At 63.1% G+C, this 17,977-nt stretch carries 24 protein-coding genes; 10 read left to right on the top strand and 14 right to left on the bottom strand.

What is annotated here, in order from left to right; translation table 11 throughout:
- Positions 1–5: 5 nt before the first annotated feature.
- On the bottom strand, positions 6–617 hold the full coding sequence (locus tag GRI58_RS04555; RefSeq protein WP_237452081.1) for an HD domain-containing protein: 612 nt from the start codon (positions 615–617) through the stop codon (positions 6–8).
- 83 nt (positions 618–700) lie between these two features.
- Between GRI58_RS04555 and GRI58_RS04550 the strand changes: the two genes are divergently transcribed.
- The 3 genes from GRI58_RS04550 (at position 701) to nadC (ending at position 3,706) form a co-directional block, all read left to right on the top strand.
- Entirely contained in the window at positions 701–1,924 is a 1,224-nt protein-coding gene (locus GRI58_RS04550) for a sensor histidine kinase (RefSeq protein WP_160752362.1), read from the top strand.
- Positions 1,925–1,927: 3 nt separating this feature from the next.
- Positions 1,928–2,725, top strand: coding sequence for a LytR/AlgR family response regulator transcription factor (locus tag GRI58_RS04545; protein WP_160752361.1), 798 nt, complete (start codon positions 1,928–1,930; stop codon positions 2,723–2,725).
- A gap of 120 nt (positions 2,726–2,845) precedes the next feature.
- The gene (gene nadC / locus GRI58_RS04540; protein ID WP_160752360.1) at positions 2,846–3,706 is read left to right on the top strand and encodes a carboxylating nicotinate-nucleotide diphosphorylase; all 861 of its coding nucleotides are present in this window, start codon (positions 2,846–2,848) and stop codon (positions 3,704–3,706) included.
- Here the strand turns inward: nadC and GRI58_RS04535 are convergent.
- Positions 3,693–3,866: a hypothetical protein gene (locus GRI58_RS04535; RefSeq protein ID WP_160752359.1), complete on the bottom strand. Its 174-nt coding sequence runs from the start codon at positions 3,864–3,866 to the stop codon at positions 3,693–3,695. The two genes, nadC and GRI58_RS04535, sit on opposite strands and share 14 nt — an antisense overlap.
- On the opposite strand from GRI58_RS04535, the gene GRI58_RS04530 reads away from it, so the two are divergent.
- Positions 3,865–4,434, top strand: a complete 570-nt coding sequence (locus GRI58_RS04530; RefSeq protein ID WP_160752358.1) for a ribonuclease T2 family protein — start codon at positions 3,865–3,867, stop codon at positions 4,432–4,434. The genes GRI58_RS04535 and GRI58_RS04530 overlap by 2 nt on opposite strands.
- Positions 4,435–4,436: 2 nt before the next feature.
- Here the strand turns inward: GRI58_RS04530 and tadA are convergent, their stop codons facing one another.
- Positions 4,437–4,892, bottom strand: a complete 456-nt coding sequence (gene tadA, locus GRI58_RS04525) for a tRNA adenosine(34) deaminase TadA (protein ID WP_160752357.1) — start codon at positions 4,890–4,892, stop codon at positions 4,437–4,439.
- 100 nt (positions 4,893–4,992) lie between these two features.
- On the opposite strand from tadA, the gene rpmB reads away from it, so the two are divergent.
- Positions 4,993–5,280, top strand: coding sequence for a 50S ribosomal protein L28 (gene rpmB, locus GRI58_RS04520; protein WP_160752356.1), 288 nt, complete (start codon positions 4,993–4,995; stop codon positions 5,278–5,280).
- Between the two features lie 93 nt (positions 5,281–5,373).
- Here rpmB and GRI58_RS04515 read toward each other — a convergent pair whose 3' ends face one another.
- The 3 genes from GRI58_RS04515 to xseA form a co-directional block, all read right to left on the bottom strand.
- A complete protein-coding gene (locus GRI58_RS04515) occupies positions 5,374–6,078 on the bottom strand; it encodes a M23 family metallopeptidase (RefSeq protein ID WP_419957021.1) in 705 nt (234 codons plus the stop codon).
- 254 nt (positions 6,079–6,332) lie between these two features.
- On the bottom strand, positions 6,333–6,542 hold the full coding sequence (locus tag GRI58_RS04510) for a DUF2093 domain-containing protein (protein ID WP_160752355.1): 210 nt from the start codon (positions 6,540–6,542) through the stop codon (positions 6,333–6,335).
- Positions 6,543–6,566: 24 nt separating this feature from the next.
- A complete protein-coding gene (xseA, locus tag GRI58_RS04505) occupies positions 6,567–8,036 on the bottom strand; it encodes an exodeoxyribonuclease VII large subunit (RefSeq protein ID WP_160752354.1) in 1,470 nt (489 codons plus the stop codon).
- Here xseA and purD point away from each other — a divergent pair.
- Complete coding sequence (gene purD, locus GRI58_RS04500) at positions 8,035–9,315, top strand: phosphoribosylamine--glycine ligase (RefSeq protein ID WP_160752353.1); 1,281 nt, start codon at positions 8,035–8,037, stop codon at positions 9,313–9,315. The genes xseA and purD overlap by 2 nt on opposite strands.
- A gap of 9 nt (positions 9,316–9,324) precedes the next feature.
- Complete coding sequence (locus GRI58_RS04495; RefSeq protein ID WP_160752352.1) at positions 9,325–9,984, top strand: thioredoxin domain-containing protein; 660 nt, start codon at positions 9,325–9,327, stop codon at positions 9,982–9,984.
- Here GRI58_RS04495 and GRI58_RS04490 read toward each other — a convergent pair.
- Complete coding sequence (locus GRI58_RS04490) at positions 9,981–10,976, bottom strand: adenosine kinase (RefSeq protein WP_160752351.1); 996 nt, start codon at positions 10,974–10,976, stop codon at positions 9,981–9,983. The two genes, GRI58_RS04495 and GRI58_RS04490, sit on opposite strands and share 4 nt — an antisense overlap.
- A 119-nt stretch (positions 10,977–11,095) precedes the next feature.
- Here GRI58_RS04490 and GRI58_RS04485 point away from each other — a divergent pair, with 119 nt between their 5' ends.
- Genes GRI58_RS04485 through GRI58_RS04475 form a run of 3 tightly spaced genes read left to right on the top strand, consistent with a single transcriptional unit; the run spans position 11,096 to position 13,192 of the window.
- Positions 11,096–11,785 (top strand): EI24 domain-containing protein, encoded by a 690-nt coding sequence (locus GRI58_RS04485; RefSeq protein WP_202386778.1) that lies wholly within the window; start codon positions 11,096–11,098, stop codon positions 11,783–11,785.
- Positions 11,772–12,191, top strand: a complete 420-nt coding sequence (locus tag GRI58_RS04480) for a hypothetical protein (protein WP_160752350.1) — start codon at positions 11,772–11,774, stop codon at positions 12,189–12,191. Before GRI58_RS04485 ends, GRI58_RS04480 begins: the two co-directional genes overlap by 14 nt.
- Positions 12,192–12,250: 59 nt before the next feature.
- The gene (locus tag GRI58_RS04475) at positions 12,251–13,192 is read left to right on the top strand and encodes a hypothetical protein (RefSeq protein WP_160752349.1); all 942 of its coding nucleotides are present in this window, start codon (positions 12,251–12,253) and stop codon (positions 13,190–13,192) included.
- A 46-nt stretch (positions 13,193–13,238) separates the two neighbouring features.
- On the opposite strand, the gene GRI58_RS04470 is transcribed toward GRI58_RS04475, so the two are convergent.
- From GRI58_RS04470 to GRI58_RS04440, 7 genes are read right to left on the bottom strand one after another with little or no spacing between them, the layout of a single operon-like run.
- Entirely contained in the window at positions 13,239–13,598 is a 360-nt protein-coding gene (locus GRI58_RS04470) for a HesB/IscA family protein (protein ID WP_160752348.1), read from the bottom strand.
- Positions 13,598–14,101: an SUF system Fe-S cluster assembly protein gene (locus GRI58_RS04465; protein ID WP_160752347.1), complete on the bottom strand. Its 504-nt coding sequence runs from the start codon at positions 14,099–14,101 to the stop codon at positions 13,598–13,600. The genes GRI58_RS04470 and GRI58_RS04465 overlap by 1 nt, the downstream gene beginning before the upstream one ends.
- Positions 14,098–15,315, bottom strand: coding sequence for an aminotransferase class V-fold PLP-dependent enzyme (locus GRI58_RS04460; protein WP_419957020.1), 1,218 nt, complete (start codon positions 15,313–15,315; stop codon positions 14,098–14,100). The genes GRI58_RS04465 and GRI58_RS04460 overlap by 4 nt, the downstream gene beginning before the upstream one ends.
- Positions 15,312–16,070 (bottom strand): SufD family Fe-S cluster assembly protein, encoded by a 759-nt coding sequence (locus tag GRI58_RS04455; RefSeq protein WP_160752346.1) that lies wholly within the window; start codon positions 16,068–16,070, stop codon positions 15,312–15,314. The genes GRI58_RS04460 and GRI58_RS04455 overlap by 4 nt, the downstream gene beginning before the upstream one ends.
- Positions 16,067–16,567, bottom strand: coding sequence for a hypothetical protein (locus tag GRI58_RS04450; protein WP_160752345.1), 501 nt, complete (start codon positions 16,565–16,567; stop codon positions 16,067–16,069). Before GRI58_RS04450 ends, GRI58_RS04455 begins: the two co-directional genes overlap by 4 nt.
- The gene (gene sufC, locus GRI58_RS04445; RefSeq protein ID WP_160752344.1) at positions 16,564–17,310 is read right to left on the bottom strand and encodes a Fe-S cluster assembly ATPase SufC; all 747 of its coding nucleotides are present in this window, start codon (positions 17,308–17,310) and stop codon (positions 16,564–16,566) included. The genes GRI58_RS04450 and sufC overlap by 4 nt, the downstream gene beginning before the upstream one ends.
- Positions 17,294–17,830, bottom strand: a complete 537-nt coding sequence (locus GRI58_RS04440; RefSeq protein WP_160752343.1) for an endonuclease domain-containing protein — start codon at positions 17,828–17,830, stop codon at positions 17,294–17,296. The genes sufC and GRI58_RS04440 overlap by 17 nt, the downstream gene beginning before the upstream one ends.
- Positions 17,831–17,977 lie beyond the last annotated feature (147 nt).

Here is a 17,977-nt window from a genome sequence, read left to right as displayed (position 1 = left end):
CGCGACTACTCCTTCGCAAGCGCCTTGGCGTACATCGAGGCCAGCGGCCGCGCCATCACCCGGCGCACCATCGGTTCGAAGAACTCGAGCGATTCGCTGTCGTAATCGGGATCGAACGCAGCCTGATCGTATTTTTCGCAAAATTCGCGGCAGGCTTCGAAATGCTCGTGCCCACGGAATTTCTCGCGTGCGTTCTGATCCATGCCGAGGAAGTGGAAATAGTAATAGCCCTGGAAAGCGCCATGGTTCTGGCAGATCCAGTGCACCTCCTCCGACACGAAAGGCTTGATGATCGAAGCGGCGACTTCGGGATGGTTGTAGCTGCCCAGCGTATCGCCGATGTCGTGCAGCAATGCCATCACCACATAGCGCTCATCCCGCCCGTCGCGATGGGCGCGGGTGGCGGTTTGCAACGAGTGCTCCAGCCGATCGACGGGAAACCCGCCGAAATCGCCATCGAGCAGTTTGAGATGGTCCAGAACGCGATCTGGCAAGCCCTTGGCGAAGGCCATGTATTCACCGCCGATGATCGCCCAGTCCTCGGCCGTGCCTTCCTTCATTTCGCGGAATTTGGCGCGTTCGGCGGCACCATGCTGCGTATCGTCCATGACATCCATCGTATCTCTCCCTCGTCCCGCCCCTTCTGCATGAGTGTAGCGGCTGGCGCTCGCCCCTGCAATTACGCTAAGGCAGTGCACCTATGGCCGTGCTGCCCTTCGAACCGACGCCGTTCTTCGCCAACAAGAGCCGCGCATTCTGGAACCTGCAATTTGCCGGTTGGGGCGGCTATTTCCTGCTGCGCGCGATTACCGCGTTCGCCAACAACCAGCCGCCTTCGCGCCTGCTGATCTATTTCATGGCCGCGCTGACGGGCTTTTTCATCAGCCTGATCCTGTCGGTCGCCTATCGCCAGCTGATCACACGCAAGCCGCTGGTGACCTGGGGGCTGACAGCGGTCTCGCTCGCGGTCGCGGTCGGCGTCCATGCCTTTATCGACGGCTGGATCCTCGAAATGGCCAGTGCGCAGAGCGACAGCGATTTCGTCAGCCTGTTCATCGGCATTTATCTCTACGATCTGACAGTGCTCGGCGCATGGTCGGCGCTCTATTACGCGATCAATTTCTTCCTCCGGGTCGAGGAACAGGCTGACCAGTTGGAACGGCTCGAAGCGCAGGCGACCAGCGCGCAGCTGGCGATGCTGCGTTACCAGCTCAACCCGCATTTCCTTTTCAACACCTTGAATTCGATCAGTACGCTGGTGCTGCTCAAGCAGACCGAACCGGCAAACGCTATGCTCACACGCCTATCCAATTTCCTGCGCCATACGCTCGTCAGCCAGCCCGGCGGGACGGTCAGCGTCGAGCAGGAAGTCGAGACGTTGAAGCTCTATCTCGAGATTGAACGGATGCGCTTCGAGGAACGCCTGCAAACCGATTTTCGCGTCGAACCGCAGGCGGCCCTAGCCGCGATCCCTTCCATGCTGCTACAACCCTTGATCGAGAATGCAATCAAATATGGCGTAACCCCGCAGGAAGAGGGTGCAATGATCAGCCTGGTTGCGCAGGTCGTCGGTCCGCGCTTGCGAGTCACCGTGTCCGACACCGGCCCCGGCATTCGCAAAGGCGGTTCTGAGGGTCTGGGCGCAAACCTTCCCGGACGCATCCGTCGCCCGAGTTCGACCGGTGTTGGCCTTGCCAATATTCGCGACCGGCTCGCACAGGCCTATGGCGACGAGCATCGTTTCGAGATACGCTCCCCGGACAGCGGCGGATTTTCCGTATTGATCGAGCTGCCCTTCGAAGAGATCGAAACCGGCGAACGATCAACGCCTCATTCATCCGCACCTGCGCAATCGGCCGCGGCCACGCAACCGGCAACGGCTTCGCTCGTTGGCGGTATGCCAACCCCCCAAAGGGCTACTTGAACCATGACCATTCGCACCATTCTCGTCGATGACGAAAAGCTTGCCATTCAAGGACTTCAGCTGAGGCTGGAGCGTTTCGAGGACGTCGAGATCATCGAAACCTGCCAGAACGGCCGCGAAGCGATCCGCGCGATCAAGACGCTGAAACCCGATCTCGTGTTCCTCGATATCCAGATGCCGGGTTTCGACGGATTTTCCGTCGTACAAGGCGTCATGGAAATCGAACCCCCGCTGTTCGTTTTCGTCACCGCCTACGAGGAGCACGCGATTCGCGCTTTCGAGGCAAATGCAGTGAATTACCTCATGAAGCCGGTCGACGAGGACAAGTTGGCCGATACGGTGGAGCGCGTACGCCAGCGCATCGCGGAGAAGAAATCCTCCGAGGAAGCCGAAAAGCTCATGAATGTTCTCTCCGAAGTCGCACCCGAGGCAGCGGAGGAATTCGTCGGCGAGGACACAGAGGCCGCTGGCCGGTTCGAAAAGCTCATCAACATCAAGGATCGCGGGCAAATCTTCCGCGTCGAAGTCGACACGATCGAGCATATCGAGGCGGCAGGCGACTATATGTGCATCTATACCGGCGACAATTCGCTGATCCTGCGCGAGACGATGAAGGATCTCGAACGCAGGCTCGACCCGCGCAAGTTCCAGCGCGTCCATCGCTCGACCATCGTCAACCTCGACCAGGTGCGCCAGGTTAAACCGCACACCAATGGCGAATGTTTCCTCGTGCTCGATTCGGGCGCGGAGGTGAAAGTGTCGCGCTCCTATCGCGATGTGGTCGCGCGCTTCGTGCACTGATGTTTTGCGCAAGCCCCTCCGTGCTTGCGTTCTCGAAACTGTTCCTTTGCTTTGCTACGGGCACCTGTGGACACGCGCTTGCCCTTGCCGGGCCTCCCCCGGCCCGGTTAGGACACTTGCATGAGCTTTACCCTTCCCGGCTTCGACATGGGCCGCTTCGTCCGCGAGACCCTTGCCGAAGATCTCGGTAAAGGCCTGCCGGGCGGCGGGCATGATGTGACATCTGAAAGCGTCATCCCCGCCGATGCGCGGTTTTCCGGGGTGATGGACAGCCGTGATGCGATTCGCGTCGCCGGGCTACCGGTGGCAGAGGCGTTTTTTTGCGCACTCGATCCGGACATGGAGATTGAGCTGCTGGTGGCGGAAGGCGACGCGGTTGCGCCAGGAACCGATCTGATGCGGCTTACCGGCAATGCCCGCGCCATGCTGACCGCCGAGCGCGCGGCGCTCAATACGGTCCAGCACCTTTCGGGAATTGCCACTCTGGTTGCCGAATATGTCCGCACGATGGACAATTCCGATTGTACGCTGCTCGATACGCGCAAGACCATCCCCGGCTTGCGTCATCTTGAGAAATACGCCGTCCGCATGGGCGGCGGATCCAATCATCGGATGGGGCTGTGGGACGCGGCGATGATCAAGGACAACCACGTGCTGGTCGCCGGATCGGTGGGCGAGGCGGTGCGCCGCGCGGTCACGGCTGGCGTTGCCGAGATCATTTGCGAAGTGGACCGCATCGACCAGATCGAACCCGCGCTGGCTGCCGGAGCAACGCGGCTGCTGCTCGACAATATGGAACCCGACACTTTGCGCGAGGCGGTCGCGCTGGTCGCCGGTCGCGTCCCGACCGAGGCAAGCGGCGGGATCAATCTGCAAACCATCAAGGCCAAGGCGGCGACCGGCGTCGATTATGTGTCGGTCGGGCGGCTGACGCAAAGCGCACCTGCTGCCGATATCGGACTGGATTTCACGCCGCTATGACATCGCTCGCCTCCACCCGTTTTCCTGTGCTGGCATCCATCGCCTGCGCCATGTCTGTCGCCGCCTTGCCGAGCGCTGCTTCCGCGCAGGCCGAGAATTGCCGGATGCCCAGGATTAGCGCACCGCTGCCCGCGAAGCCCGATGGGCCGACGCGGATCATGCCCATCGACAATTACATCATGTCGCTGATCTGGAGCCCGCAGTTCTGCCATGACCGCAAGGTTTCGGGATGGGGCAAGCTACAATGTTCGGGCAAGAACGGGCGTTTCGGGCTGACGGTCCATGGGTTGTGGCCCAATGGCAAGACCAGCTGGCCGCAATGGTGCCCAACACGCCAGCAGCCCAATGCCAGCACTATCGCGAAGCAGATTTGCATCACCCCATCGCGCCGCCTGCTCGCGCATGAATGGGGCAAACATGGCAGCTGCACCAGCATGAACCCCGACGAATTCTTCCGCACGACGCGTATGCTGTATCGGTCATATCATCTCCCCGATCTTAACCGCTTGGCGCAAAAGCGCATCGTGACCGCAGCCAATGTTCGAGAAGCTTTCGCAGCAGCCAATCCGGGCTGGACACCGGACATGGTCGGCTTGGCCCTCACCCGCAGCGGTTGGCTCACCGAATTGTGGCTATGCTATGACAAGATGCTCAAGCCGCTGCGTTGCACCCGGCAGCAATGGGGTCCGGCGGACCCGGCGCGCGTGCGAATTCGCCCGCTGGACTGATCTCAGCGCCGTTCGCGAAAGAAGTCTCGCAACAGCTCCGCCGATTCGGCCTCGCCAAGTCCGGAGACGACTTCGGGCTTGTGCAGTGCCTGCGGATGATCGAACACGCGGGCACCATGCTCCACCGCGCCGCCCTTGGGGTCTGAAGCGGCGTAAGTTACGCGCGCGATGCGCGCATGAACGATCGCGCCAGCGCACATCGCGCAAGGCTCCAGCGTCACAAACAGTTCGCAGCCGGTCAGCCTCTCGTCGCCCAGCGCCACGGCGGCCGCGCGAATCGCGGCGATTTCGGCATGGGCGGTCGGATCGTGGGTGCCACGCGGAGCATTGCGCCCTTCGCCGATAATCGCGCCCTCCTTGACCACAACCGCGCCAATCGGCACTTCTCCTGCCCGCGCGGCCTCCTGCGCCAAGGCAAGGGCGCGCTGCATCGATGGGGGTATTGGCCAGCGGGTCATAGGCCAGTGAGGTAGCGTGAAGCTTGACGATTCGCGAGCCTCTCGCTATGCGCGCGCCTTTCCCGGACTTACCGGCAACCTTTTACGAACGAGATTTATCATGTCGCGCATTTGCGAACTGACGGGCAAGGGCCGCCAGGTCGGCCACAATGTGAGCCACGCCAACAACAAGACCAAGAAGGTCTTCCTGCCCAACCTGCAGAATGTCACGCTGATGAGCGAGAAGCTCGATCGCAGCTTCAAGTTCCGCGTGTCGACCCAGGGCCTGCGCTCGGTCGAGCACAATGGCGGTTTGGACAACTGGCTGCTCAAGACCAGCGACACCAAGCTCAGCGCGCGCGCCCTCAAGGTGAAGCGTGAGCTGAAGAAGGCCGCTGTCGCCGCCTGAGGCGGCGCACAACGCCCTTGGCGAACATGAGAAAGGGCGCGCGGGGCATTCCCCGCGCGCTCTTTTCGCGCGTCTGAAATCCGCCGCAAGCCGTCAGGGCATTGGCCCGGTGAACAACAGCGGGTCGAGCCGCGAATCCTCCCATTTGAGGCTCCAGTGCAAATGCGGGCCGGTCGCGCGCCCGGTCGAGCCGATATAGCCGAGCAATTGCCCCTGCTTCACATGCTCGCCCTGATGCACAACGATTTTCGATGAGTGCAGGAAGGCGCTGTTGAGGCCCATGCCGTGGTCGATGATCAGCAGATTGCCTTCGAGACTGAACGGCTTCTGGCTCGCCAGCACGACCACCCCATCCGCCGGAGCGACATAGGGTGTGCCCGATTCGCCGGTCGCGATGTCGATTCCCGAATGATACGCGCCCGGCACGCCCTGATAGATCCGCTGGGAGCCGAAAAGCCCGGAGATCCGTCCTTTCACCGGCCAGATGAATTTCTGCTTCCAGCCATCAGCATCGGTCTGCTCGGCACGCGCAGCATTGATCGCGGCGAGTTCGGGGCGGCGAATCTTCATGAAGGCCGCACTCGGCCCGCCCTTGCGCATCGGCACATTGACGCGCTCGATCCGCCATTGGCGCGGAGCGATGGCCAGCGTGCGCGTGATTGTCTGCCCATTGCTCAATGTCGCGAATAGCGTTTCGCTCTCAGGTGCGTTGCGGTCGAAACCGGCGAAGAAATGCCCGATGGCATCGAAACGGACCGGCTCATCGCCGAGTCTGGCGCTGACAGTTCCGCTTGGCACCCGTCCACGAATCCAACCTCCTTGCTCCAGCTCTCCCGCAACGGAGAAATCGCTACGGACGAGGGTTGCTGGAGTCGCGCGAGGAGATGGCGCGGCTGGCGCAGGAGTGGACTGCGGTGCCGCTGGAGGCACAGTCGCCGCACGCAAAGGCGGGAGCGGCTTTACCGGCACATGCGCGGACGGTGCAGCAGGAACACAGCCGGTAACAAGCAATACGAGCGCCGACCCGAAAATCGGCGCAAAAGCAGAAAATCTCACGGCTTGAGCTGCTCCGCAGCGATTTGCGCACTGGCGTAGGGCTCCTGCCGTTCCACGCTCCAGTAGCGCAGGTCAGCGAGCGGGATCGCCTCGCCCGTTGCCGCGCAGAACACATGTTGGCCGGGGCGAATCACGCGAAAGCCATTGGGACCATATTGCAGCCGGGCTTCACTGCCCGACCCTGAGGAATTGGAAGACATCAACATACCCTTGATCTTAGCATCACCGGGTCAGTCGAACAAATCCTCTTGTCCCGCAGGCGGGACGTCACGACGCGCAGATTTGCGTGGTTTGGCCGGAGCCGGTATCGGCGCTCTCTCGCCTTTTGGAACGACATTGAGCACCCCATCGCCAAAATGCAGCGCCAGCGCTCTTTCGCTGGCAGCGAGCTTGCGCGAGGTGACCGTAACGCCGCCCGCTCCCGTCACCCGGACATAGCCACGCTCGAGCGGACGATCGGGGTGGAGCTGCTGGGCGAGTCTTGCGAGGCCGGCGAGACGTTCGCTGCGCTCCGCAATCGGGCGCAGAACCAGCGCAGGCTCCAGCCTGACGTGCTGCAAGGCCTGCCGCGAATCACGCAGGGATCGTTCGAGCATTGCTGGCGACAGTCTCAGCCCACCGAGCTTTTCCCGGCCCCGGCTTGCACTGTCGGTCAGCCCGCGGCGCAAGCGTTCGGCCAGATCGTCGAGCTTTTGCGCCTGTGGCTGGAGCAGCACTTCGGGCCGTGGAAGGCGCTCGGCGCGCGCGGCCAGCCGCTCGCGCCCCAACGTCACCGGGCGCAACGCGCTACGCCGCTGTCGATGCGCAAAATCTTCCAGCGTGGCGGCAAGATCGGCGCGTACTGGCACCGCGATCTCGGCAGCGGCGGTCGGCGTCGGCGCGCGGCGGTCGGCGGCGTAATCGGCCAGCGTGGTGTCGGTTTCGTGACCGACCGCACTGATCGTTGGGATCGTCGATGCGGCGATGGCCCGCACCACTTCCTCCTCGTTGAAGCACCACAAATCTTCGATCGAACCACCGCCACGCGCAACGATCACAAGGTTCGGACGGTCGGCGTGGCCTTCGGGTAGATCTGAAAAGCCGCGCACCGCCGAAGCGACCTGCGCAGCCGCGCCCTGCCCCTGAACCAGCACCGGCCAGACAATGACCCGGCTGGGGAAGCGGTCGGCAAGCCGGTGAAGGATATCGCGAATTACGGCGCCTGTCGGCGAAGTCACCACGCCGATAGTTCGCGGCAGGAACGGGAGCGGTCGCTTGCGGTCGCGATCGAATAATCCTTCCGCCGCCAACCGCTGGCGCGTTTTTTCCAGAAGGGCGAGCAATGCACCCTCACCTGCCAATTCCATCCGTTCGATCACGATCTGGTATTTCGAGCGGCCCGGATAGGTGGTGATCTTGCCGCTGGCCACGACCTCCAGCCCGTCTTCGGGTGCGAAGGCCAGGCGTTGAACGTTGCCGCGCCACATCACGGCATCGATCACCGCGTTCTCGTCCTTGAGGCTGGCGTAGAGATGGCCCGAGGCTGCGCGCTTCACCCCCGACAACTCGCCGCGCAGGCGCACGAAGCCGAAACGCTCCTCCACCGTGCGCTTCAAAGCCTGGGCAATCTCGCTCACGGTGAGCGGCGGGGCGTTGTCCCCATCGCGCCCGCGCGCTACCAGCCCATCGTCCGCGTCATTGCCTGGGAGTTGATCGGTCATGAATATCCTTTTGCTGGGGTCCGGCGGACGCGAACATGCGCTGGCGTGGAAATTGGCGCAATCGCCGTCTTGCGACAAGCTCTGGGCGAGTCCGGGCAATCCCGGAATAGCGCAGGAGGCCGAATGCGTGGCGCTCGATGCCACCGATCACGCCGCTGTCACAGCGTTCTGCCGCGAAAATGGCGTCGATCTGGTCGTGGTTGGCCCCGAAGCGCCGTTGGTCGATGGTCTTGCAGACAGCCTGCGGGAAGCCGATGTCGCCGTCTTCGGCCCATCGGCGGCGGCGGCCCAGCTTGAGGGGAGCAAGGGGTTCACCAAGGATCTGTGCGCCCGCGCAAACATCCCCACCGCGCGCTATATCCGCACCCATACGCTGGAAGAAGCATGGGGCGCGCTCAAGCGCTTCGATGCCCCCTTCGTACTGAAGGCCGATGGCCTCGCGGCGGGCAAGGGCGTTGTCATCGCCGAAACGCGCGAGGAGGCGCAACACGCACTGGCGGAGATGTTCGATGGGAAATTCGGCGAAGCCGGAGCCGAGGTGGTGATCGAACAATTCATGACCGGCGAGGAAGCGAGCCTGTTCGCGCTAACCGATGGCGAGACGATCGTGCCATTCGGCAGCGCGCAGGATCACAAGCGCGTGGGCGAAGGCGACACCGGCCCCAATACCGGCGGCATGGGCGCCTATTCGCCCGCTCCGGTGCTGACGCCGGAGCTTGAGCAACGGGCCATGCGCGAGATCGTCGAACCGACCGTGCGTGTGCTACGTGAGGCAGGCACGCCCTATTGCGGGGTGCTTTATGCCGGGCTGATGCTGACCGCCGAAGGGCCGAGCTTGATCGAATACAATGTCCGCTTCGGCGACCCCGAGTGCCAGGTGCTGATGCTGCGCTATTGCGGTGATCTGGCGGCGCTGATGCTGGCCTGCGCGCAGGGGCAGCTGGGCGAAGCCGGAACGCCGCAATTCGTAGAGGACTACGCAATGACGGTGGTTATGGCCGCCGAGGGCTACCCCGACACACCGAAGAAGGGTGGAGCGATCAATCTGGGACAGGCAGAAAGTGACGGCTCCAAGGTGTTCCACGCAGGAACGGCGCTGAACGACGGCGCGCTCGTGGCGAATGGCGGGCGCGTGCTAAATGTCACCGCCAGCGGGCAGAATGTCACTCAGGCGCAGCGCGCAGCCTATGCCGCGCTCGACGCGATCGACTTTGCCGACGGCTTCTGCCGCCGCGATATCGGCTGGCGCGAAGTCGCACGCGAGGCGAGTAACGGCTAGGCTCTCTCCATGGCCAGCCCACACCTGCCCGACATTCCCCGCAAGCATTGGATCGCCCTTGCGGTGATGCTGGTCGGCGCGTTTGCAATGGGGGCATGGCTGCGGCTCGGCTTGCCGCTGGGCTCGGATGTTTCGGGCCATGTAGCGGTTTCCGATATCGCCGATGCACCAGGATACCCTGCGTCCGGCCCAAGCGACGCCGATGTCAGCCTGCTGGTGTTCTCCGATTACAACTGCCCGGTCTGCCGCGCGACCGAGCCTGCGCTCGATGCCGCGGTCAAGGCGGATGGCCGGGTCAGGGTGATCTATCGCGACTGGCCGATTTTCGGCCCGGCCTCCATCCGTGCGGCCCGTGTGGCGCTGGCCGCGCAGTATCAGGGCATCTATCGCCCGGTGCATGATACGCTGATGCGCGCGCCGAGCCTCGACGAAGCCGAATTGCGTAGCGCCGTCGCCCACGCCGGCGGCAGCTGGGCAAAACTGGAGGCCGACCTCAAAGCCCATGGGCCGCGCATCGACGCGATGATTACCCGGTCAGGCGAGGACGCGGTTCGCCTGGGCCTGCCCGGCACACCGGGCTTCCTCATCGGACCGATCCGGATTGTCGGCAAGGCGAGCGAACAGCAGTTCCGCGACGCGATCGATCGCGCGCGGAACAAGGTGAGCTAGCCGAGCTTGCTATCGATCAGCCTGGCCAGATCGGCTTCGGGCCGGGCGCCATAGTGGCTGATGACTTCCGCGGCGCAAATTGCCCCCATTCGAAGGCAGCGCTCAAGGCTTTCCTCACGCGCATAGCCGGTGAGGAAGCCCGCGGCAAAAAGGTCCCCTGCCCCGGTCGTGTCGATGACCTTGTCGATCGGCTCGGCAGCGACTTCGGCGCGTTCTCCATGGGCCACCGCAATCGCGCCCTGGGCACTGCGCGTGGCGACAAGCACGGGCACTTTACCAGCAATTGCCGCGACGCCAGCTTCGAAGTCGCTTTCGCCGGTCAGCGAAGCCAGTTCGTGCTCGTTGACGAACAGGATATCGATCTTGCCTTCCTCGATCAGCGCGCGAAAATCATCGCCGTGGCGATCGATCACGAAGCTTTCGCTGGCGGTAAAGGCGACCTTTCGACCGGCAGCGCGCGCCACGTCGATGGCTCTGCGCATCGCGCTGCGCGGCTCTTCGGGGTCCCAGAGATAGCCTTCGAGATAGAGGATGGCCGCACTTGCGATCATCTCGTCGTCGAGCGCTGCAGGCGGCAGGAACTGGCTCGCACCGAGGAAGGTGTTCATCGTCCGCTCGCCATCGGGCGTCACGAAGATCAGGCAGCGCGCGGTCGGCGGGTTGCCGGCGCGGCGCGGGGTGTCGAAATCGATCCCGACGGCATGAATGTCATGGCTGAAGACTGCGCCGAGCTGGTCATCGGCGACTTGCCCGATGAACGCGCATTGAGCGCCAAGCGCCGCCATTCCGGCAAGCGTGTTGGCTGCCGAACCGCCCGAAATTTCCTTCGCCGGACCCATCGCCGAATAGAGTTCCTCGGCCCGCTCGGTATCCACCAGGGTCATGCCCCCGCGGTTGAGCGAAAGTTCTTCGATGAGGTCGTCTTCGCACGGAGCCATGACATCGACGATGGCATTTCCGATAGCGATAACGTCGTAGCGGGTTTCAGACATTGGGGCTCCGTCAGGGGGAATAAAATTCAGACTGTCGGGGCGCGTTAGCGGCTCGTCGCCCTTGCGCCAAGCGCGGCGTTGACTTGGGCGTCCGCCTCCAGCAAGCCTCGCCACCAGCCATGACCAATCTGCCCCGCGCCCTTGCCCTGTCCCTGGCCCAGTTGGGCGACCCAGCGATTGTGCGGGTTCTGTTGAAATCGCTGCTCGTCACGCTGGCGTTATTCGGCGTTTTCGGTGCGGTTTTGTGGTTTGCCGCCGCCCATACAATCAATGCTTATGCTGCAGGGTATGGAACTGGGTTGGGAGCTGTTCTCGGCCTGGTGCTTATGATCCTGGCGGGCTGGCTGCTGTTCCGCGTGGTCGCGCTGGCGGTGCTGCAATTCTTTGCCGACGAGATCGTGCAAGCCGTGGAAGCTCGGCACTATCCTGCCGCCGCACAAGTCGCTGGCCTTCCTTTCATGCGCGAACTGGGGGCGAGCCTGCGCGCACTGATGCGTACACTCATCGTCAATCTCGTCGTGACGCCGATTGCGCTGGCGCTGCTGGTGACGGGGATCGGTACCGCGCTGGTCTATGGCCTTGCCAACGCTTTCCTGCTGGGGCGCGAGCTGATGGATATGGTCTGGTTGCGGCATCGTCGGAGCGACGCCGATACCGCCCCCATCGGTGGCCTGACCCGGTTTGCGCTTGGCGGGATCGTCACCGTCATGCTGGTGGTGCCCTTCATCAATTTTCTCGCCCCGGTGCTCGGAGCGGCAGCCGCAACTCATCTCGTCCATCGCCAACGGAGCCCCGATGCGCCGCTTTAGTGCTTTGATCCTCGCCAGCCTGCTGGCCGGCTGCGTGTCCACGCCCTCGCGCGGTCCTGCGCGTCCGGCAACCACCGCTCACCGTCCGCCACCAATGCGCCCGACCGTCCCGCCGCCTGCAAAACAGGGCTTTATCGCGCCGACAGTCATGCATCGTGCGGGCCTGGAAGATGTGATCGGACGCGACACCTCGGCGCTGCAGCGCGTGTTCGGCAAGCCACGGCTCGACGTGAAGGAAGGAGATGCGGTAAAACTGCAATTCGCCGGGCCGCAATGCGTGCTCGACGTCTATCTCTACCCGCTCCGGCCGGGGGCGCAGCCAACGGCAACCGATGTCGAGGCGCGCCGCGCGAGTGACGGGCTGGACGTGGATCGCGCCGCCTGCGTGGCTGCGCTGAGGCGATAACCCGCTTTTAAGGACATTTGCGTAAAGATCGGCCCAATTCAGAGGGGACATTTACGCCGATGACCATTCAATTCACCGAGCTTGCGCAGCGTATTGCCGCCAGCCGCGCCATCGCGCCCGACGACCTGATGGCCCTGCGCCGCGAAGGATGGGGTGACGGACGGATCACGCGTGGTGAGGCCGAGGCGCTGTTTGCGATCAACCGCTCGCTGGGCGGCGCGGATGCGCAATGGGTCGATTTCTTCACCGAGGCGCTGCGCGAATTCGTGCTCAACGGCAGCGAACCACGCGGAATGTGCGACGAGCAAGAGGCGAGCTGGCTAATCGACCAGATCGATGCCGACGGGCGGCTGGAAACGATGGCCGAGCTCGAACTGGCCGTCTCAGTGCTCGAAAAGTCGCGCAATGTCCCCGACAGCTTGAAACATTACGTGCTTGAGCAAGTCGAACGCGCAGTGCTGTTCGGCAAGGGGCCGACACGCGATGGCGGTGCCCTGTCAGACACCCATATCACGACTGCCGAATGCGCGATCATCCGCCGCGTGATCTTTGCCAGCGGCGGGATCGCCGCGGCGGCGGTCAGCCGGTTTGACGCCGAGATGCTGTTCCGTATCAAGGATGCTACGCTGGGGTGCGACAATGCTCCACAATGGCAGCCACTGTTCGTAGATGGCATCGTCAACTATCTGCGCGGCTTCACCCTGCCGGTGGCGCAGATCAGCCATGCGCGGATGAAAGAGCTGGAATCATTCATCGCCGATAACCGTACCAGCGTGGGTGGATTTCTTGGCCGCATGGCTCGCGAAACGCCGCAGGTTTACAACCATTTCGGCAAGGTCTTCGGGCGCAAGCAGTCAAGCGAAAGCTATGAAGGGCGGCAGGCCGCAGGCGAACAGATTACCGATAACGAGCGCAACTGGCTCGATTCGATGATCGACGCCAATGGCGAAGTCGACGAATTAGACCGCGCGGTTTTGGAAGAGCTCGCGCAGGATCTCTGATCGATGGTCGTCAGTGCTATGCCGTGGCAGGCCACCCTGATGAAAGTCAGACCATGAAACTCTCGCCGCAGCCACAAGCGCCTTTGGCGTTGGGGTTTTCGAACACGAAACCGGCGGTGAAATCGTCTTCCACCCAGTCCATCGTGCTGCCGACGAGGTATAGCACGCTCGCCCCGTCGATGTAGAAAGTGCCGCCGGGGGTTTCGATCTTCTCGTCGAAGCCGGCTTCCTCACTCACGTAATCGACCGAATAGGCAAGGCCAGAGCAACCCCGGCGCGGGGTCGAAAGCTTGACGCCGATAGCGTCGGCTGGCGCCTTGGACATCAGTTCGGCGATGCGCGCTTCGGCGGCGGCCGTCAGGATGACTGCGGCCTTCGGTGCTGGGCGTGTCTTGGTGTCTTCCATCACAGCATCCCCAGTTCGAGACGGGCCTCATCGGTCATCTTGTCCGGGCCCCACGGCGGGTCCCACACCAGATTGACCTCGGCATCGCGTACACCCGGCACCGCAGAGGCACGCAGTTCGACTTCGCCCGGCATCGTTTCGGCCACCGGGCAATGCGGCGTGGTCAGCGTCATGGTAATGGCAACCGCCCCGTCCTCGCTGACATCGACGCCATAGATCAGGCCGAGATCATAGATATTGACCGGGATTTCAGGGTCGTAAATGTCCTTCATCGCATCGACCACGGCCTCGTACAGCGCGCCACCCGGCTCGCCCGGAGATGCGGATTCGGGCGGCTTTTTCAGGAAGCCGTCGAGATAGTCGCGCTTGCGCTCGAATGTCTCGCGAGGGCTCTCCTCGGAGTCGACGGCATCCTCCACGCGTGCGCGCGGCGGCTTGCTCGCCAGTCCCTCGTTAGGTGCTGGAGCGGCGATGAAATCCTTCTCGTTTACGTCTTCGCTCATCCGAAAATCCTCTGGGTGCGCTCTATACCGCGTAGCAGCGCGGCAATGTCGCTCTCATCATTGTAGAGCCCGAAGCTGGCTCGTGCTGTCGCGGGGACGCCGAGATGCTCCATCAGCGGCTGCGCGCAATGGTGTCCGGCGCGGATCGCGACATTCTCTTCATCCAATATGGTGCCTAGATCGTGCGGGTGAACCCCCTCCATCGCGAAGGAGACGATGCCTGCGCTCTCGTCAGGCCCGAACAGGCGCACCGAATTGATGTTACGCAATTCTTCGCGCAATTTATTCGCAAGCGCACTTTCGTGTGCGAACAGCCGGTCGGGGCCGAGTGCATCGACGTAATCGATCGCCGCATGGAGCGCGATCGCCTCGGTAATCATCGGCGTTCCCGCCTCGAACCGCTGCGGCGGCGGAGCATAGGTCGTCTTGGCGAAAGTCACCTTGTCGATCATCGACCCGCCACCCTGATAGGGCGGCATCGCGTCGAGCAGGTCCTCACGCGCCCACAGCACGCCAATGCCCGTCGGTCCGTAGAGCTTGTGCCCGGAGAAGGCGTAGAAATCACAGTCGAACGCCGCCATGTCCAGCACCATGCGCGGTGCCGCCTGGCATCCGTCGAGCAGGATTTTCGCGCCAACCGAATGCGCCAGGTCGGCAGCGCGGCGTACATCGAGCACGCTGCCGAGCACGTTCGAAACATGTGCCAACGAGACGATCTTGTGGCGCTCCGTCAGCATCGCCTCAAGCGCATCGAGATCGATCCGGTCGTCTTCGGTCAGCGGGCAAACGTCGATTTCAGCGCCGGTGCGCTCGGCCAGCATTTGCCAGGGTACGATGTTCGAATGATGCTCCAACGTAGAGAGCATGATCCGGTCGCCTCCACGCAAATTCGCGCCGCCCCAGCTCGATGCGACAAGGTTGATCGCCTCGGTCGCCCCGCGCACGAAGACCACCTCGTTTTCCGAAGTCGCGCCGATGAATTCTGCGACCCTGCGCCGTGCCGCTTCGTAGCCCAGCGTCATCTGCGCCGAGCGACCGTAAACGCCGCGGTGTACGGTGGCATAGTCCGGGCCCAGAGCGCGGCTCATCGCTTCGATCACCGCACGTGGCTTCTGCGCGGAGGCGGCGGTGTCGAGATAGTGCCACGGCTCGCCATCGGCGGTGAGCAGGCCAGCGAAGTCGCTCCGGCGGTCGAGAACGTCGGCGGTGATCACAATCGCGCCTCGAGTTGCTCCAACGCACGCTCCGTCATCGCCTCGCGCGCCTCATCATCTACCATCGCAACAAAAGCATCGCCGATGAAGGCTTGCACCATCAGTCGTCTCGCCGTTTCGGGGGGAAGGCCGCGCGCAGCCATGTAGAAGCCCGCCTGCTCGTCGAGCTGGCCGATGGCCGCACCATGCGCGCATTTGACGTCGTCGGCGAAGATTTCGAGTTGCGGCACCGAATTTACACTCGCCCCGCGTTCCAGCAGCAGCCCCTTGAAGCTTTGCCCGGCATCGGTTTTCTGTGCGTGGCGCGCAACCTCGATTTGCCCGAGGAAATTGCCTGCCGACTTGCCCCAATGGACAGAGCGAACCACCTGATTGCTGGTCGCACCGGGCTGGCCGTGGTCGACTTTGGTCACGATCTCGCGCGTGGTTTCACCGCCACCCAGCGTCACCCCACCCAGTTCGAAATGCGCGCCTTCGGCCAGGCTCACCTCGACCTCCAGCCGCCCGAGATCGCCACCGATCACCAGAGCGAACAGGGCGAAATGACCACCTTCGCCGATGGTCACGCGCAGGCGGTCGAGCGCGACCGGATCGCTACCATCAAGCACCAGCGTCTCGACCAGCTGCTCGCCAGCACCCACATCGATGTTGCGCCATGCGTCCAGCCTCCCGGGCGCGAGTGTGCCCAGCGCATCGGTGTCCGAATAGCGCCACGCCTCGTCGCGGCGTGTAGGAAGGAGCGCTGCCTGACTCATTCGCCGGCTCGCGTCTTTGCCAGTATTCCGATGGCCTTGTCGGTATAGGCCTTGAGGCACGGAGCGGTCGTTTCCGAGACCGCCGCCATCTGCCGCTGGCGCTCTTCGTCGGTAAGCGCCTCATTCGCTTCGAGTGCATCCAGCTTGGGCGCAACCGGCGTGAAGCACGTCACGATCGCACCGCAGCGGATTGCGTCGATCTGCTTGTCGCCAGTGGTCTGCTTGGTGACGCAGCCGACCTTGCCATCGTGCTTGGCTGCACCGCCCTGCCATGTGGCGAGCGATTTGCGGATCAGCATTTCCTGATTGGCGACCTTGGGATCGCTGGCTGCGGCGTCCGTCTCATCGGCGGGCGCAGGCGTGGGCGCAGCGCGCGAATCATCGATGCTGTCGCTTTTCTGTTCGGTATCGACCGGGCCTTCCGGCGGCCCTTCGGCCTGCGCCGGGGCGGGTGTCGCAACCTGTAGTGCAGCGGCGAGAAACAGGGAGAACATCATGCGGCAATCACCTCGTCATAGCCCTCACGCTCCAAATCGAGCGCGAGTTCGGCATTCCCCGTCTTCACGATCCGCCCCTTTGACAGGACGTGAACATAGTCCGGCTTCACATAGTCGAGCAGCCGCTGATAATGGGTAATCAGCAGCACGCCCTTGTCAGGGCTGCGCATGATCGCGTTGATCCCCTCGCCCACGGTCTTGAGCGCATCGATGTCGAGCCCGCTGTCGGTCTCGTCGAGCACCGCCAGCCTGGGATCGAGGATGCCCATCTGGACCATCTCGGCGCGCTTCTTCTCGCCGCCCGAAAAACCGACGTTCACGTTGCGCTTGAGCATCTCCATGTCGAGCTTGAGCAGCGCGGCCTTTTCCTTTGCAAGCTTGAGGAATTCTCCGCCGGACAGCGGTTCTTCCCCGCGCCCCTTGCGCTGGGCATTGGCCGCTTCGCGCAGGAACTGGACGTTGGAGACGCCGGGGATTTCGACAGGATACTGGAAGCCGAGGAAGAGGCCGGCGGCGGCGCGCTCGTGTGGTTCCATCGCGAGCAGGTCCTGCCCCATGAAGCTGACCGTACCGGCGATCACTTCATAGCCCGGGCGACCGCCCAGAACATAGGCAAGCGTCGACTTGCCCGCGCCGTTCGGCCCCATGATGGCGTGGATCTCGCCCGCGTTCACTTCGAGACTGAGCCCGCGCAGGATTTCGGTATCGCCGACAGTGGCGTGGAGATTATCGATTTTCAGCATTGTCGTTCCTGTTGCCGCGCGCCGGACCGGGCCGACGCGGTGCGCTGTTGCGCCGGTGTTCGGCGCGCGCCTGTTGCTTGTCGCCGATGCGCATCCGCATACCTGCGGTAATGCGAGCCAGGACGGCGTCGATGTCGTTCAGAATGTCGGTGGCACGGATCCGCATGACGCGGATGCCGACGCTTTCGAGGCTCTTGTCGCGCCGCCGGGTGAGTTTTTCGTCCGCCCCCTCTTCATCGATGGCGATGGCCATGCCCAGAATGTGACAGTTGAAATCGACAATCGCGCTGCCGACCACCGCGTGGCGGGTGAACTTGTAACGCCCGAGATCGGCCTTGGCGAAACGCGCGGCGAGGACCTTGTGCGCCTCGCTGGAATCGCGCCGCATCTCGCGCGCCCGCTCATGCAGCACGTCGAGCCGCTTCTCGCTGATTTCCCAGCCGCGACCCCGCTTCTTGAGCGCGGGCGCGGCATCGGTCTCGGACGGATCACGGAGCTGGAGGGTTTTACGGTCGGTCATTGGCGCCCCTCATCCGGACATTCTACAAGGTCGATAGGCTGGCTAGCTTCATCGATATGACCGGAACCACGACTATCTTCCCACGAAAGCGTTCGTTTTCCCCGTGAGCCCCTCAGATTCAGCAAAACTTGCTGATCTCTAAGGCCC

Source organism: Qipengyuania algicida (genome assembly GCF_009828025.1).
GTDB lineage: Bacteria > Pseudomonadota > Alphaproteobacteria > Sphingomonadales > Sphingomonadaceae > Qipengyuania > Qipengyuania algicida.
Note: the sequence above shows the minus strand (reverse complement) of the source record. Positions and strands in the feature narration are given on the sequence as shown.